At 74.1% G+C, this 15,375-nt stretch carries 12 protein-coding genes and 2 pseudogenes; 10 read left to right on the forward strand and 4 right to left on the reverse strand.

The window, feature by feature from the left end; translation table 11 throughout:
* Positions 1–44: 44 nt before the first annotated feature.
* The 4 genes and pseudogenes from ACGF8A_RS12515 to ACGF8A_RS12530 form a co-directional block, all read left to right on the forward strand.
* Positions 45–308 (forward strand): annotated as a pseudogene (locus ACGF8A_RS12515) (DUF2264 domain-containing protein); the annotation flags it as partial.
* Between the two features lie 37 nt (positions 309–345).
* Positions 346–519, forward strand: coding sequence for a hypothetical protein (locus ACGF8A_RS12520; protein ID WP_393107087.1), 174 nt, complete (start codon positions 346–348; stop codon positions 517–519).
* A 411-nt stretch (positions 520–930) separates the two neighbouring features.
* Positions 931–2,640, forward strand: coding sequence for a PHP domain-containing protein (locus ACGF8A_RS12525; protein WP_393107089.1), 1,710 nt, complete (start codon positions 931–933; stop codon positions 2,638–2,640).
* Positions 2,637–3,149: a hypothetical protein gene (locus ACGF8A_RS12530; protein ID WP_393107091.1), complete on the forward strand. Its 513-nt coding sequence runs from the start codon at positions 2,637–2,639 to the stop codon at positions 3,147–3,149. The genes ACGF8A_RS12525 and ACGF8A_RS12530 overlap by 4 nt, the downstream gene beginning before the upstream one ends.
* A 10-nt stretch (positions 3,150–3,159) precedes the next feature.
* On the opposite strand, the gene ACGF8A_RS12535 is transcribed toward ACGF8A_RS12530, so the two are convergent.
* Together ACGF8A_RS12535 and ACGF8A_RS12540 are read right to left on the reverse strand one after the other, a co-directional pair.
* A complete protein-coding gene (locus ACGF8A_RS12535) occupies positions 3,160–3,651 on the reverse strand; it encodes a diadenosine tetraphosphate hydrolase (RefSeq protein ID WP_393107093.1) in 492 nt (163 codons plus the stop codon).
* A gap of 49 nt (positions 3,652–3,700) precedes the next feature.
* Positions 3,701–6,562, reverse strand: coding sequence for a glycoside hydrolase family 2 TIM barrel-domain containing protein (locus tag ACGF8A_RS12540; RefSeq protein WP_393107095.1), 2,862 nt, complete (start codon positions 6,560–6,562; stop codon positions 3,701–3,703).
* Positions 6,563–7,204: 642 nt separating this feature from the next.
* Here ACGF8A_RS12540 and ACGF8A_RS12545 point away from each other — a divergent pair.
* The 6 genes from ACGF8A_RS12545 (at position 7,205) to ACGF8A_RS12570 (ending at position 14,384) form a co-directional block, all read left to right on the forward strand.
* Positions 7,205–8,563, forward strand: a complete 1,359-nt coding sequence (locus tag ACGF8A_RS12545) for a radical SAM protein (RefSeq protein WP_393107097.1) — start codon at positions 7,205–7,207, stop codon at positions 8,561–8,563.
* A gap of 189 nt (positions 8,564–8,752) precedes the next feature.
* Complete coding sequence (locus tag ACGF8A_RS12550) at positions 8,753–10,249, forward strand: cellulose binding domain-containing protein (RefSeq protein ID WP_393107099.1); 1,497 nt, start codon at positions 8,753–8,755, stop codon at positions 10,247–10,249.
* Positions 10,250–10,520: 271 nt separating this feature from the next.
* Entirely contained in the window at positions 10,521–11,612 is a 1,092-nt protein-coding gene (gene rsgA / locus ACGF8A_RS12555) for a ribosome small subunit-dependent GTPase A (protein ID WP_393107101.1), read from the forward strand.
* Positions 11,613–11,782: 170 nt separating this feature from the next.
* Positions 11,783–13,177: a DNA-3-methyladenine glycosylase 2 family protein gene (locus ACGF8A_RS12560; protein ID WP_393107224.1), complete on the forward strand. Its 1,395-nt coding sequence runs from the start codon at positions 11,783–11,785 to the stop codon at positions 13,175–13,177.
* Positions 13,174–13,704, forward strand: coding sequence for a methylated-DNA--[protein]-cysteine S-methyltransferase (locus tag ACGF8A_RS12565; RefSeq protein ID WP_393107103.1), 531 nt, complete (start codon positions 13,174–13,176; stop codon positions 13,702–13,704). The genes ACGF8A_RS12560 and ACGF8A_RS12565 overlap by 4 nt, the downstream gene beginning before the upstream one ends.
* A gap of 41 nt (positions 13,705–13,745) precedes the next feature.
* Positions 13,746–14,384, forward strand: coding sequence for a LysE family translocator (locus tag ACGF8A_RS12570; RefSeq protein ID WP_393107105.1), 639 nt, complete (start codon positions 13,746–13,748; stop codon positions 14,382–14,384).
* A gap of 25 nt (positions 14,385–14,409) precedes the next feature.
* On the opposite strand, the gene ACGF8A_RS12575 is transcribed toward ACGF8A_RS12570, so the two are convergent.
* Positions 14,410–14,892 carry a DUF456 domain-containing protein gene (locus tag ACGF8A_RS12575; RefSeq protein ID WP_393107107.1) on the reverse strand — a complete coding sequence of 161 codons (483 nt, stop codon included), beginning with the start codon at positions 14,890–14,892 and terminating at the stop codon, positions 14,410–14,412.
* 95 nt (positions 14,893–14,987) lie between these two features.
* A pseudogene (locus tag ACGF8A_RS12580) lies at positions 14,988–15,170 on the reverse strand (helix-turn-helix transcriptional regulator); the annotation flags it as partial.
* Positions 15,171–15,375: the final 205 nt, after the last annotated feature.

A 15,375-nucleotide genomic window follows, 5' to 3' on the forward strand; every position in this document is an offset into this window, starting at 1 on the left:
GGACGCCCGGCCCAGCCGCAAGGGAGCCTGCCGATGGACCTGCCCCGGACGACCGCACCCCGAGCCCCCGCACCGGTTACACCCGCGCCCACTGGGAGGCCGCCGCCGACGGCCTGCTCGCCGCTGTGGCGCCCTACGCCACGGAGGACCACGCCCTCTGCCATCTGCCGGGCGACCACACCAGCTCCTCCGGCAGGCTCTCGGACGGCCTGGAGGGCTACGCCCGTACGCTGCTGCTCGCCGCCTTCCGGCGGGACGGCACGGTCCTCGAACGGTACGCGGACGGGCTCGCCGCGGGCGTCGCCGGCACGGTCACCGGCGCCCCCCGGGCTGTTCGTCGCCCTCGTGCGCCTGACCGGGGAGACGGACCCGGAGCCGCTCGCGCGACTGGTCTCGGTGGACGTGCGTGACACCTACGAGCTGTACGTACGGTGGCGCTCCGGACCGACGGCGCGCTTCCGGTTCACGGTGCCGGACGAGGCGTCGGCAGTGCCGTCCTGGACGGTCAGGGCCGGGTGAGACCGGGCGCCGTCGCCGCCCCCCTGTGCCGCGACAGGCGCTCACGGACCGTGCGCGGATGCGCTCAGGACGGTCGATCCGCCGCGCGCCCACGGCTGTGCTGCGGAGCGTGCGGGCCAGTGCTCCAACGCGATGTGCGGGGCGTCGACGGCCCGCTCCCTCGTCGGCGAGGTCGGCGAGGGCGGCGAGATCGGCGGCGGCCGCGACGGGACGGCCGGCGGCGAAGCAGGAGGCACCCGGAATCGGCTGTAAATGCCGTTGTGGGACAGGCCAGGTGAGGGGAAGGGTGCGGGTGGGGCCGAGCGGCCGTTCGCATGACGCCCGGGGAACACGCGGGGGTCGTGGAGAGTTCATCCGCTGCCTCGATTCTCCTCAACACGGCGCAGGGGCGCCGCTGATCGGAGGCGCATCATGGGGCACAGCCACGCACCCGGGCATCACCACCACGGACACGACCACGGCCACGGCCACGAGCACCCGGCTCTGCCCGCCGCGTTCGACACCTCCGTACCCGACGACGCCCTGACCCCCGAGCAGCAATCCCGCCGCTCGCTGCTGCGCCGCGCAGGCCTGCTGGGCGCGGGCCTGGCCGCCGGCGGCGTGCTGTCGGGCGCCGCCGCCACGGGGGCCGCGCCCGCTGCCGCCGCCTCCCGCAGACGCCCCGGCAAGGGATTCCTGTGGCTCGCCGGTGACCACCACATCCACACGCAGTACAGCAGCGACGGCAAGTACCGCGTCGTCGACCAGGTCCGCCAGGGCGCCAAGCACGGCATGGACTGGCTGGTCATCACCGACCACGGCAGCACCACGCACGCCAGGATCGGTGTGGAGAAGGTCAACCCGGACATCCAGCAGGCCCGAGCCGCCTACGAGGACACCCTCGTCTTCCAGGGCCTGGAGTGGAACATCCCGGCCGCCGAGCACGGCACGGTGTTCGTGCACCCCGGCCGCAACGAGGTCTCGGTCCTCAAGCAGTTCGAGACCGACTACGACGGCAGCGTCAAGGGCGCCAGTGGCAACTCGCCAGCCAACGAGGCCCTGGCCGTCGCCGGCCTCGCCTTCCTCTCCGACCAGGTGCGGCGGCGCAAGGTCAAGGACGCGCTGATGCTCGCCAACCACCCGGCGCGGCGCGGCGTCGACTCCCCGCACGAGATCCGCGCCTGGCGGGACGCGACGCCCGCGAGCCACCAGATCGCCGTCGGCTTCGAGGGCGCGCCCGGCCACCAGGCCGCCGGCCTCCCGGCACCGCTCGGTATGGGCCGGGCCCGCGGCATCTACGACAACAACCCGAGCGCGGACTCCTTCGCCGGATACCCGCTGGAGAGCTACCGCACCTGGGGCGGCTTCGACTGGATGACCGCCACCGTCGGCGGCCTGTGGGACAGCCTGCTCGCCGAGGGCAAGCCCTGGTGGATCACCGCCAACTCCGACTCCCACCAGGTCTACGCCGACACCGCGGCGCGCGGCGGCGGCGACTTCCACGCCAACGGCCGCTATGACGACCCGGTCTACGCCGGGAAGATCGACGTCACCCAGGGCGACTACTGGCCGGGCCACTACAGCCGCACCCACGTCGGCGCCGACGGCTTCTCCTACGCCGCCGTCATGGACGGCATCCGAGCGGGCCGTATCTGGGTCGACCACGGCCAGCTGATCAGCGGCCTCGATGTCCGGGTCTCCGGCGGCAGCCGCTGGGCCACCCTCGGCGGCGCCCTGCACGTGCGCAGGGGCACGAAGGTCACGCTCACCGTGGACGTGGCCCTGGCCGGCGGCCCCAACTGGGCGGGCTTCCTGCCGGCCCTGGCCCGCGTCGACGTCATCCAGGGCGACGTGACCGGCGAGGTCTCCGACAAGGACACCTTCACCGCGCCCACCGCCAGGGTCGTCAAGTCCTACGATGTGGACAAGTCCAGCGGCACCGTCCGCCTCACCTACGACCTCGGCAAGGTCGACCGCCCCGTCTACGTCCGGCTGCGCGGCACCGACGGCAACCGCGGCGCCGTCGGCGCCATGGGCGCGGCCGTCGACCCGGCGGGCCCGGCCCTCGACGTCGTCGGTGACGCCGACCCGTGGCTGGACCTGTGGTTCTACTCCAACCCGGTGTGGGTCCTGCCCTCGTGACGCCCTACGTCCTCACCGTCGACGCGGGCCTGAAGGACCTGCGCGGGACCGACCACCTGCTGCACGCGCTGGCGGCCGAACTCGCCCTCCCCGAGAGCACGTTCGGCTGCACGCACCTCGTGCGCGACGAGCGGCCGCGCGTCGCGCTGTCCTTCGCGGTGGAGTCGGAGGAGGTCCTGCTGAGAGCCCGGGAGGGGCTGACGGCAAGGGGCCACGTGGTGACGGACGGGGCTCCCGACGCGGCGGGCCGCGCCGTGCTCTACCCCGGCATGGCCCACCTCACCGGCACGCTGCCGATCGCGGAGCTGCTGTCCCGCTCCGCGATCGACGGCGTGACCGTCCTGGGCACCACGGGGCCACCCGCTGCGGAAACCCCCGTCGTCACCCGCGACCACGTACGGCCCCAGTGGCAGGACGGCGCGCTGGTGCTCACCGTCCAGCCCGCGGCCGGGGGAACCCTGACGCCCTTCGAGGTACCGGACCCGACCCCCTGCTGCGCGGACCACTGAGGGCCGGCCTTCAGGCAGGCAGCGCGTCCAGCTCCTCACCGATCGCCTCGCGCAGGGCGAGGTGCCGCGGACCGAGCGCGTGCCGCTCGTCCGCCCAGTGGCCGCGCGGGTAGAGCCACACCGGCAGCCGCACACGATCGGCGGGTTCCCAGTCGAAGCGGGGCCAGACGTGGGCGTGCAGGAACGCGTCGGTGTTGCCGAGGATCTCCAGATTGACCCTGCGGAACGCCGGATCGAACCGCTTGCAGGCGCGTTCCACCGCCTCGCCCAGCCGGTCCATGTCGCAGAGGAACGCGAGCCGCCGCCGCCTCGGCAGCTGCGAGAGCCGGCCGATCGCCGGGTCGTCGCCGAGCAGCACCGAGTAGCCCGGCAGGAACTGCACATCGCCGATCACCGCGAAGCCGGCGTCCAGGCGTCGCAGCACGGTCGGGTTCTCGCCGCGCAGGGCGCTGCCGATCCGGTCCGCGCGCCAGTCGGTCGTGGGGGAGGGCGGTTCGGTCATGGCCGTGAAGTGTACGAGGCCCGGGAGGGCCCCGGACCTCGTACGCTCCCTAGCCGATCTCCGTGAAGACGAAGCCGAACGTGCTGGGCCGTGCGTGCAGCTGGTATTCGGGGAGGGGGCCGGGGCCGCACGACTGGGAGCCGATGCCCGTCAGTCCGTGGTCCAGGTTGACCCACACCGTCCCGCCGGGCGTGAGGTCGGTCAGATGCGTCGCGGCGTCCAGCTGCTCGGTCGTCCAGCGCCGGGCGGTGAACCAGAACTCCGGGTCGCCGTCGATGCGCAGCCCGCCGAGTTCCGCCCGGCGGACGTCGGCGCGGGCGCCGTTCTCCTGCGGGTGGACGTAGGGGGTCTGCATCTCGTCGACCGTGGAGTGCCAGCGGCCCAGCATGGCGGCCGACCCGGTGTCGGGGTACGCCTCACCCGGGCCGCCGCCGAACCAGCTCACCCCGTCGGCCGACTTGAGGCCGAAGCGGATGCCGAGCCTGGGCAGGGGCATCGGCCAGTCGCCCTCGGGCGTCACGGAGACGGAGAGCCGCAACCGGGTTCCGTCGCTCGTCCAGCGGTACACCGTCCGCAGGGCGATCTCGGCTGCCGCTGGCGCCACCCGGGTGCGTACCGTCAGGGTGTCCTCGCCCGGCTCCACGCCGTCCAGCCGGTGCTGCATCCGGTGCAGGCCGAGCTTGCGCCAGCGCGGGGCGTGGCGGGCGTCGGGCTGCCAGGGGGCGCCGTTGTCGTTGTCGGTGGGGGCGCGCCAGACGTCGAGGCGCAGCGACGTCACCTCGATGTCGCCGATGGTGCGCAGCGCGCCCGTGCGGGCGTCGAAGGCGGCCGGGCCGAGCCGGAGGAGCGGTCCGTCGGCGGTCGGCGGCGCCGTGGCGGCCGGTGCCCTGAACTCCCGTCTGGCCACCGGGAGTTGCGACCAGGCGACCACATGCCCCCGGTCGCCCCACGCCGTGTCCTCGGCCAGCAGCGCCCGCACCGTCCACTGCGTCTCCGCGCCGGGGGGAGCCTCGGGCGGCGCCGGGAGCTTCACGTCGGCCGACTCGCCCGGGGTGAGCGGCGGGACGGACAGCGGGCCGGACTCGGCCGTCTCGCCGTCCACCTGGAACGACCACTCGAAGACCAGTGCGGACAGATCGGCGAAGTCGTAGGCGTTGGTGACCCGCACCGCGCCGGACGGGCCGTCCCCCTCGATCCGGACCGGCTCGATCACCTTCTTGAAATCGGCCAGGCCCGGCGAGGGCGTCCGGTCCGGGAAGACCAGCCCGTCGCACACGAAGTTCCCGTCGTGCAGTTCCTCGCCGAAGTCCCCGCCGTAGGCGAACCCCAGCTCCGGGTGGGTGATGCCGTGGTCGATCCACTCCCAGACGAAGCCGCCCTGGAGCCGCTCGTGCGACTCGAAGATCCGCTGGTAGTCGGCGAGACCGCCGGGGCCGTTGCCCATGGCGTGGCCGTACTCGCACAGGATGAAGGGCAGCCCGCGGCGCTTGTGCGTGCCGCCGTCCAGGCGGCGGCCGATCCGCTCGACCTCGGCGTGATGGGTGTACATCCGCGAGTATACGTCGGTGTCACGGCAGCCGGTGTCGCCCTCGTAGTGAACGAGGCGGGAGTCGTCACGGCGGCGGATCCACTGCGCCATCGCGGTCAGCCCGCGCCCCGTGCCGGCCTCGTTGCCGAGCGACCAGACGACGACCGACGGGTGGTTCTTGTCCCGCTCGACCATACGGGCGGCGCGGTCCAGCAGGGCCGGGGTCCAGCGGTCGTCGTCGACGGGGTTGTCCCGCCAGGACTGCGCGGTGAAACCGTGCGTCTCCAGGTCGCACTCGTCCATCACCCACAGGCCGTACTCGTCGCACAGGTCCAGCAGGGCGGGGTGGGGCGGATAGTGGGCGGTGCGGACCGCGTTGACGTTGTGCCGCTTCATCAGCAGCACGTCCGCCCGCACGGTCCCGGCGTCGAGGGCGCGGCCGCGCTCGGGGTGCCAGTCGTGCCGGTTGACGCCCTTGAACAGGACCGGCCTTCCGTTGACCTTGATCAGGCCGTCCTCGACGGTCACGGTGCGGAACCCGATGCGCAGGGCGACCCGCTCGCCCTCGGTGGCAAGCTCGCCGTCGTAGAGGCGCGGGATCTCCGCGGTCCAGGGCTCCACGGCGACCGTGACCGGCTCGCCGGTGGCGATGTCGACGGACAGCTCCGGGACGGTGACCCGGCCGGGCACGTCGGAGTCGACACGCAGGGTGCCCTCGCCGGTGACGTGGTCGTAGGAGGCGTGGACGAAGAAGTCCCGGACGCCGTTCAGGGGGCGGTGCAGCAGGGTGACGTCACGGAAGATGCCCGGCAGCCACCACTGGTCCTGGTCCTCCAGATAGGAACCCGCCGACCACTGGTGCACCCGGACGGCGAGCACGTTGCCGGCCGGTTTCAGCAGTCTCCCGACCTCGAACTCGTGCGGCAGCCGGGAGCCCTTGAACTCGCCCAGCTCCGTGCCGTTCAGCCAGATCCGCGCACAGGACTCGACGCCGTCGAAGCGGAGGACGGCGGCACCGGTGTCCGGCCAGCCGGCCGGGAGGTCGAAGTGGCGGAGATGGTCGCCGGTCGGATTGTCGGTGGGGACGCGCGGGGGGTCCACCGGGAAGGGGTAGCGGTGGTTGGTGTAGACGGGCCTCCCGTGCCCTTGGAGGACCCAGTGGCCGGGGACGGTGATCCCGGCCCAGCCCGTGGCGTCGTACCCGGGTTCGGCGAAGGAGTCGTCCTCGGCGTCGGCGGTGGGCGACAGACGGAAGCGCCATTCGCCGTTCAGGGACACGCGGGGCGCGTCGGAGGAGAACCGGGCACGGGGCGGGAGGCTTCCGCGACCCGGTGCGACGTCCTCGACGTAGCCGACGGCAGGTGTGGTGGTGCGCAGGGACATCGGTCTCCTAGGTCAGCCCTTGATGCCGGACTTCGAGTGGGGCACCTCCAGTTCCTTCCCCGGCACGATCGCGTCCCCGTGGCCGTCCACCCGACCGGATGACGCGACAGCACGCCGGGAGACTGCCGACGGCCGCATCCGCTCCGTCGTCAGGAGGGTGGAGAGGCCCGGCTGCGCGCGGGCGCCGTCCCGCCTCGCGCCGCCTGCGCCGGCCCCCTCGGGGCGCGCACCGACCGCGGGGCGCCTCGGTGGCACAGCCGGCCGTCCCGGACGAGGGTGGTGTGGCGCCGTTCCCGGGCGCTGTTGCCGACGCCGCGGTGGCCCGGCCCTCGGCCGGCCGGGAGGGCCTCGGCACCGGCGGCGCACGGCCAGGGGCTGCCGGCACGTTCGACCACGTGTCAACGCCGGGGACCAGCACATCACCCGCTCCCGGCACCCGGGCCGTGGGCCGGACCACGCGCGACGGCGACGGCAAACCTCACCAGGGGCGACAGCTGTGCCACCGGGAGGCGGCCGCCGGGCGGTGTCCGTTTCGTCCTTCATCCAGGCTTCCCGCCGGACCCGGCTGCACGGTCCCGGAGGCGGGGGGCATACCGTGAGGAGTCGAACACCGCAGCAGGCCGCCGCAGGGAGGAGTCACGGATGAGCAGCCGCACCGCGCTCGTCGAGGATCTGATGGAGCGCTTCCCGCACGTGCCGCGGGAAGCCGTCTTCAAGGAGGACCTGCTCCGGGGCGGTGTCGCCTTCGATCCCTCCGCGCTCAGCGACAACGAGGGCGGCGAGGTGAAGCCGAAGTCGTACTTCATCTTCTCCTTCGACCACGGCACCCTGCCCGAGCTCGGCGAGGCGGCGCTGCGCCGGCCGCCGGAGGAGATCATCCTCACCGGCGGCCCGTACGACCTGCGGCGCACCGTGGTGTCGGTGCGCGTGAACCCGGCCTCGCCCTACCGCGTCGCCGCCGGCGAGGACGGGCTGCTCGGCCTCTACCTCGACGGCCGGCGCATCGCCGACGTCGGTGTGCCGCCGATGCCGGAGTACTACCGGCACACACTGTCCAACGGGAAGTCCGTCATGGAGGTGGCCCCCACCATCCAGTGGGGCTACCTGATCTACCTCACCGTCTTCCGGGTCTGCCAGTACTTCGGCGCCAAGGAGGAGTGCCAGTACTGCGACATCAATCACAACTGGCGCCAGCACAAGGCGGCCGGCCGGCCGTACACCGGGGTGAAGGACGTCGAGGAGGTCCTGGAGGCCCTGGAGATCATCGACCGGTACGACACCGCCAAGGCGTCCACCGCCTACACGCTCACCGGCGGCGCCATCACCAAGACCGTCGCCGGACGGGACGAGGCCGACTTCTACGGCCGGTACGCCAAGGCCATCGAGGAGCGCTTCCCGGGCCGCTGGATCGGCAAGGTGGTGGCCCAGGCCCTGCCGCGCGACGACGTCCAGCGCTTCAAGGACCACGGCGTGCAGATCTACCACCCGAACTACGAGGTGTGGGACGAGTACCTCTTCAAGATGTACTGCCCGGGCAAGGAGCGCTACGTCGGCCGCGACGAGTGGCACAGGCGGATCCTGGACTCGGCGGAGATCTTCGGCGCCCGCAACGTCATCCCCAACTTCGTGGCGGGCGTGGAGATGGCGGAGCCCTTCGGCTTCACGACGGTCGACGAGGCCATCGCCTCGACCACCGAGGGCCTGCGGTTCTTCATGTCGCACGGCATCACGCCCCGGTTCACCACCTGGTGCCCCGAGCCCACCACCCCGCTCGGCAAGGCCAACCCGCAGGGCGCGCCGCTGGAGTACCACATCCGGCTGCTTCAGGCCTACCGCGCCACCATGGACGAGTTCGGTCTCACCTCCCCGCCCGGCTACGGCCCGCCCGGCCCCGGCCACGCGGTCTTCTCCGTCAGCTCCTTCATGGACAGCCTCCCGGCCACGGACGAACCACAGGAGCGGCGGACGGCGCCGGAGGCGTCCCCGACGGCGGCGCAGTAGGAAGGCACACGGCCCGCAGAACCCCCGAGGGCCCGGTCGCGCATCGTCCGCGACCGGGCCCTCGCGGCGTTCTGAATACCCCGCTTGTCAGTTGTGTCGAAACCGTGAAAGGCTCTTGCCCTGCCCGAGGTTTCCCCACAACTCCCCAGGTTCTCAAAGGGAGTTGACCTCGCCCGACGCAGGAGACCCATGCCCGACCTGCCGACCCCTCAGGACGCCACCGAGGCGGCGCTGTTCTCCGAGTACTGGGACACGGTGCTGTCCTACGCCGACCTGTGCACGGCCGGATCCGCGGCCGCGACGGCACTCGCCCGGGAGGCGTTCGCCCGCGGGATACGCGAGGCCCGCACCGCCGAGTCCGGACCGCACCGCAACACCGGCCGGCGCCCGCCCCGGCAGCCCGTGCTGCCCCGGACAGCCCTGCTGCTGACCGCCGTGCGCGGTACGGCGGCCGACTGGGAGACGCGGGGCCACGGCCACCGGCTCGACCCCGACCTGCGCCTGTGGCTCCACTCCGACCAGGCCGCCCGCCACACCGGCCCCCCGCTGCGCCGCCCGCTGGCGCTGCGCGCCCTGCGCGACATGCAGGGCCCCGACGCCGAACTGCTGTGGCTGGCCGAGGTGGAGGCTTTGCCGCTGCCCCTGGTCGCCCGCCGCCTCGGCCTCGACCCGAGCGGCGTCGGCGGCGAACTCACGGAGATGCGGGGCCTGTTCCGGGACCGCTGCCTGCGCAACCACCTCGACACGCCGATGGACCCGCAGTGCCGCAGCTACGCCCGGCTCCTCGACGCCGTCACCCGCTCGCCGGTCGCCGACACCCCCGACGACCTCTCCCGGCACCTCGCCCACTGCGTGCTCTGCGCGGAGGCAGCGGCCTGTCTGCGCCTGCACGGCGGCGGTCTTCCCGGCGCCCTCGCCGGCGGCGTCATCGGCTGGGGAGGCCTCGCCTACCTGGAGCGCCGCCGCAGGGCCGCCGAGGTACGCCTCGGCGCGGGCCGCCCCGACACCCTCGACCCCGACGACGTGGCCCCCGCCGGCGCCGGCGGGGCGCGGCTGCTGCGCGGCGGCCTGCTCGTCGCCGCCGTCCTCGTCTCCCTGCTCGCTCTCGCCGTCACCCTGATGCCGCAGGGCGGCACCGGCGACGGCTCCATGCCCCCGGCAGGCCCCGCCGACCGCCGGCCGGTGGCCGCACCCCGCCCGTCCCTGCCGGACGTCACCCTCGCCCCCTCCGCGCCGGCGTCACCGGCTCCCCAGCCGAGGGGCGAGGAGACCTCCGCCTCGCCGTCCGGGCGCGCCGGCGCCGACCCGGAACCCCAGGGCTCGGCCACCACCGCGGCCCGGACCCGGCCGGTGCCCGGCGCGAGCGCACGGCCCTCCTGCCATGTCACCTACGACCTGGCCGGCCAGTGGCCCGACGGCTTCCAGGCACACGTCACCGTCACCACCGAGCGCCCCCTGGACGACTGGCGGGTCGCCTGGACCTTCCGGGACGGCCAGCGGGTCGGCCAGATGTGGGACGCGAGCGCCGGCCAGGACGGCTCGCGCGTCACCGCCACCGCCGCCGCCTACAACAGGACCGTCGCGGCCGGCGGCAGCCTCGCCTTCGGCTTCCTCGCCTCCTGGCGCGGCACCAACTCACCGGCGTACGACTTCACGCTGAACGGCCGGGAGTGCACACGGGCCTGACCGGACGGCGGTGCGGAAAACGCGTTGACGGACTACCGAGGGGCCCGGTTAGAGTGAGGGCGCAACCGGCCGTGGCCCCCGTGCCGCCGCCGTCCCGCCGCGTATGTGGAGAGGAGGTGCCGACCCGATGACTGTCGCCGTGCCGGGCGCTGCCCGCCTTCAGAAGCTCATCAAGTCCACCTCCGTGGCCACCGGCTGACACACACTCCACACTTCGCGCCCGTCGTCCGACGCGCGCCCGCCGGGGCCACCCTTGTGAAGGGTCTCCCTGTTGTCCTCCACCTCTGTTTTCGCCGCGCTCGCTCCCTACGGCTGGGACGACGCGTGGGCGGACGAGTTCGCCCCGTACGACTCCGAGGGGCTGCTGCCCGGGCGCGTGGTCCGGGTCGACCGCGGCCAGTGCGACGTGGTCACCGCCGCCGGCACGCTGCGGGCCGACACCGCCTTCGTCACACCGCACGACCCGCTGCGGGTCGTGTGCACCGGCGACTGGGTCGCCGTCGAACCCGCGGGCAGCCCCCGCTACGTACGGACGTATCTGCCGCGCCGTACCGCCTTCGTGCGCTCCACCTCCTCCAAGCGGTCCGAGGGGCAGATCCTCGCCGCGAACGTCGACCACGCGATCGTCGCCGTGTCGCTGGCCGTCGAACTCGACCTAGGCCGCGTCGAACGCTTCCTCGCCCTCGCCTGGGAGTCGGGCGCGCAGCCGGTGGTCGTGCTGACCAAGGCCGACCTGGTGCCGGACGCGGTGACGCTGTCGCATCTCGTCCAGGACGTGGAGACGACGGCGCCTGGCGTGCCGGTGCTGGCGGTCAGCGCCGTCGGCGGGGACGGGCTGGACGTCCTCGCCGCCGTCGTCGCCGGGGGGACGTCCGTCCTGCTCGGGCAGTCCGGCGCGGGCAAGTCGACGCTCGCCAACGCGCTGCTCGGACAGGACGTGCTGGAGGTGCGGGCCACCCGGGACGTCGACGGCAAGGGGCGGCACACGACCACCACGCGCAACCTGCTGCCGCTGCCCGGCGGCGGTGTCCTGATCGACACGCCGGGGCTGCGCGGCGTGGGGCTCTGGGACGCCGGTACCGGGGTCGGGCAGGTGTTCGCGGAGATCGAGGAACTGGCGGCGGACTGCCGGTTCCACGACTGCGCCCATGAGTCCGAGCCGGGCTGCGCGGTGCTGGCCGCGATCGACTCGGGTGAACTGCCGGTGCGGCGGCTGGAGAGCTATCGCAAGCTGCTCCGCGAGAACCAGTGGATCGTGGCCAAGACCGACGCCCGGCTCCGGGCGGAGATCCGCAAGGACTGGAAGCGCAAGGGTGCCGAGGGGCGGGCCGCGATGGAGGCCAAGCGGGGGCACCGGCGGTAGGACGTGCCCGGGGCGGGCACGGGTGGGGCACCGGCCGGTGCCCCACCCGTGCCGCCGCGCCCACCCGTGCCCGCACCGCCCGTCCACGCGGAACTCGTCCCACGTCACACAGCAGGGTGTCCGTTTTCCGCCAGCCGCACCCCTCTCCAGGGCGCAGACTGGACAGCGTGATGGACGAGGACACCAGGTACGAGGCCGTGCGCGGCAGGGACGCCCGGTTCGACGGCGAGTTCTTCTTCGCGGTCCGGACCACCGGCATCTACTGCCGTCCCAGCTGCCCCGCCGTCACCCCCAAGCGGTCCAACGTGCGGTTCTTCGCGACGGCCGCCGCCGCGCAGACAGCGGGCTTCCGGGCCTGCCGGCGGTGCCGTCCGGACGCCGTGCCGGGGTCTGCCGAGTGGAACGTACGGGCCGATGTCGTGGGCCGAGCCATGCGGCTGATCGGCGACGGCGTCGTGGACCGGGAGGGCGTCGCAGGGCTCGCCACGCGGCTCGGGTACAGCGCCCGGCAGGTGCAGCGGCAGCTCACCACGGAGCTGGGCGCCGGGCCCGTCGCCCTCGCCCGGGCCCAGCGGGCACACACCGCGCGCGTGCTGATCCAGACCACCGGTCTGCCCATCACGCAGATCGCGTTCGCGGCCGGGTTCGCCAGCGTGCGGCAGTTCAACGACACCATGCGCGAGGTGTACGCCTCCACCCCGAGCGAACTGCGGGCCGCCGCGCCCAGGGGACGTACCGCCCGGCGGGCGGACACACCGGCCGCCGGGATCCCGCTGCGGCTCGCGCACCGCGGGCCGTATCACGCGGGCGCCGTCTTCGACCTGCTGGCGCGCGAGGCGGTTCCCCGCGTCGAGGAGGTGAGCGGCACGCACGGCCGGCGCACCTACCGGCGCACCCTCCGGCTGCCGTACGGCACCGGCATCGTCGCCGTCGACGAGCGCACCGGCGGCTCCGGCTCCGCCACCCACCCCGGCGGCTGGCTCGACGCCCGGATGCACCTCACCGACCAGCGGGACCTCACCACCGCCGTGCAGCGGCTGCGGCGGCTGCTCGACCTCGACGCCGATCCGTACGCCGTCGACGGGCGGCTCGGCGCCGATCCGAGGCTCGCGCCCCTGGTCGCCGCGCGGCCCGGGCTGCGGTCACCCGGCGCCGCGGACCCGGAGGAGCTCGCGATGCGGGCACTGGTGGGGCGCCCGGCGGCGGAGCGGCTGGTACGGCGGTACGGCAAGGCACTCGACGCGCCCTGCGGCACCCTCACCCACCTCTTCCCCGAACCGGCCGTCCTCGCCGGCGCCGAACCCGAGGGCGCCCTGGGCACGCTCAGCACGGCCCTCGCCGACGGCGCCGTACGCCTCGATCCGGGTGCCGACCGGGACGACGCGCAGGCCGCCCTGCTCGCCCTGCCCGGCCTCCACGCCACCACCGTCGCCGTCATCCGCACCCGCGCCCTGGGCGACCCCGACGTCGCCCCGCCCGGCGTGGACGTTCCCGTCAGCTGGCGCCCCTGGCGCTCGTACGCCGTACAGCACCTGCGCACCGCAGGGGAGTTGGAGTTCCCATGAGCACCACCGCACGCGGTCCCGTGACCGAGACCCACTGGACCACCGTCGGCAGCCCGCTCGGTGAGCTCCTGCTCACCGCCGACCCCGGCGGCACCCTCACCTCCCTCTCCGTGCCCGGACAGAGGGGCGGGCGGACCGTCCAGGACTGCTGGCGGCACGATCCCGCGCTGTTCCGCGAGGCGCAGGAGCAGCTCGCCGCCTACTTCGCCGGGGAGCTGACGCGGTTCCGGCTGCCGTGGCGCAGCGAGGGGACGCCGTTCCGGCAGCGGGTGTGGGACGCGATCGAGTCCCTGCCGTACGGCGCGACCACCACCTACGGTGAGATCGCCGCACGGATCGGCGCGCCACGCGCCGCCGTACGGGCCGTCGGTGGGGCGATCGGCGCCAACCCGCTGCTCGTCCTGCGCCCCTGTCACCGGATCATCGGCGCGGGCGGCTCGCTGACCGGCTACGCGGGCGGCCTGGACCGCAAGGTGCGGCTGCTCACGCTGGAGGGCGCGCTGCCGCCCGCGGGTGCCGCCGGTTAACCGTTTGAACCGCCTGCCGCCCACGTGGTTGCGTGGGCGGCATGGTGCCGACCGATCGACTCGCGGCCTTCGCCGCCATGTCGTTCCTGCTGATCGTGGTCCCGGGTCCGAGTGTGCTCTTCGTGGTGGGGCGGGCACTGGCGCTGGGGCGCCGGGCCGCGCTGACCACCGTCGTGGGCAACACCGTGGGGGCATACGCCGCCGTGGGCGCCGTGGCGTTCGGCGTGGGCGCCGTGGTGGAGCGGTCGGCCCTGGTCTTCATGGCGCTGAAGCTCGCGGGCGCCGCCTACCTGATCCACCTGGGCGTCCGCGCGATACGCCGCCGGCACGCGCTGCGGGCGGCGTATCGCCGGCCGGACCCCGGCCACGGCGGCCTGCGCACGCTGTGGGAGGGGTTCGCGGTCGGGGTGACCAACCCGAAGACGATCGTGTTCTTCGCCGCCGTGCTGCCCCAGTTCGTCGACCGCGAGCAAGGGCACGTCGTCGCGCAGATGCTGCTGCTCGGCCTGGTCTTCAACCTCATCGCCGTGGCCTGCGACAGCGTCTGGGGGCTGGCCGCGGCCGGTGCGCGCGACTGGTTCGCCCGCTCCCCGGGACGGCTCGCGGCCGTCGGCGGCGCCGGCGGCCTCACCATGATCGGCCTGGGCGTGACGGTCGCGGTGACCGGCCGCAAGGACTGAACGCCCCAAGGCCCCGGCGGGCCGGTCAGCCCCAGATCACGACGCCCAGCCAGGCGCCCATGATCAGCTGGCAGGTGAACAGCTCCGCCAGCACGCTGGAGCCGCCCGAGCGCATCGCCGTGCGCAGCGCTGCCCAGGCCTCGCCGTGGCGGCCGAGCCGGAGGCGTTCGCAGAGGTAGATGCCGGCCATGAAGCCGGGGACGGCGCCGACGACCGGGACGAGGACGAAGCCGGCGACCGAGCCGAGTCCGGCGTACACCGCCATGCGGGGCGACGCGCCGCTCTCCCGGAGTCTGCGGGGCGGCAGGGCCCAGCGCACCACCTGCGCCAGTAACAGCGCGACAGTGGCGCCGACCAGCAGGAACCAGGCGGCCGGCCGCGGGTCCTGCAGCGCCCACCACATCACCGCCGCCCACACCAGCCACGACCCCGGAACGCCGGGCACCAGCACTCCGCACAGGCCGGCCGCCATCAGCAGGCCGGCCAGCAGGGGCTGCCACACTCCCATCTGCCCAGCGTGCCGGAGCCCGCGGAAGCTCGCAGGTCGCACCTGCCGCGTGCGCGGCCGGGACGCCGGGAGCGGGACGTCGGCGCTCCCGCGCCGCCCAGCCCCGCGGGCGACCGGGCGGCGAGGCCGTGCCGTTCCAGGCTGCGCAGCGCGCGCTCGGTGTCGTGCTCGCCGAGGGCCGGCCGCCGGGCCGGCTCGGGCAGGTCGGCGGCACCCACCGCCACCGGCGCGCGGTACGCCGACTCCTGCGTCCCGTCCAGCCCGGTCGCCGCCGGCACCAGCCGTCGCCCCCTCCCGGAATGCGGGCCCCGGACTGTCGGTGGCGCAAACAGGCCACGGCGCAAAACCGCCAGGGCACATCATCGCCGTACCGCGCGCAACTCTGCCAAGGTGGGGCTCCCGGTGCCGGCGGGCACCGGGACTTTCACGTCGCCGGGCGGTTCTCCCGTGGGGGGTGGAGCCGTCCGGCGGCTTCCTCGGACA

Source organism: Streptomyces sp. NPDC047706, assembly GCF_043204795.1.
Lineage (GTDB): Bacteria > Actinomycetota > Actinomycetes > Streptomycetales > Streptomycetaceae > Streptomyces.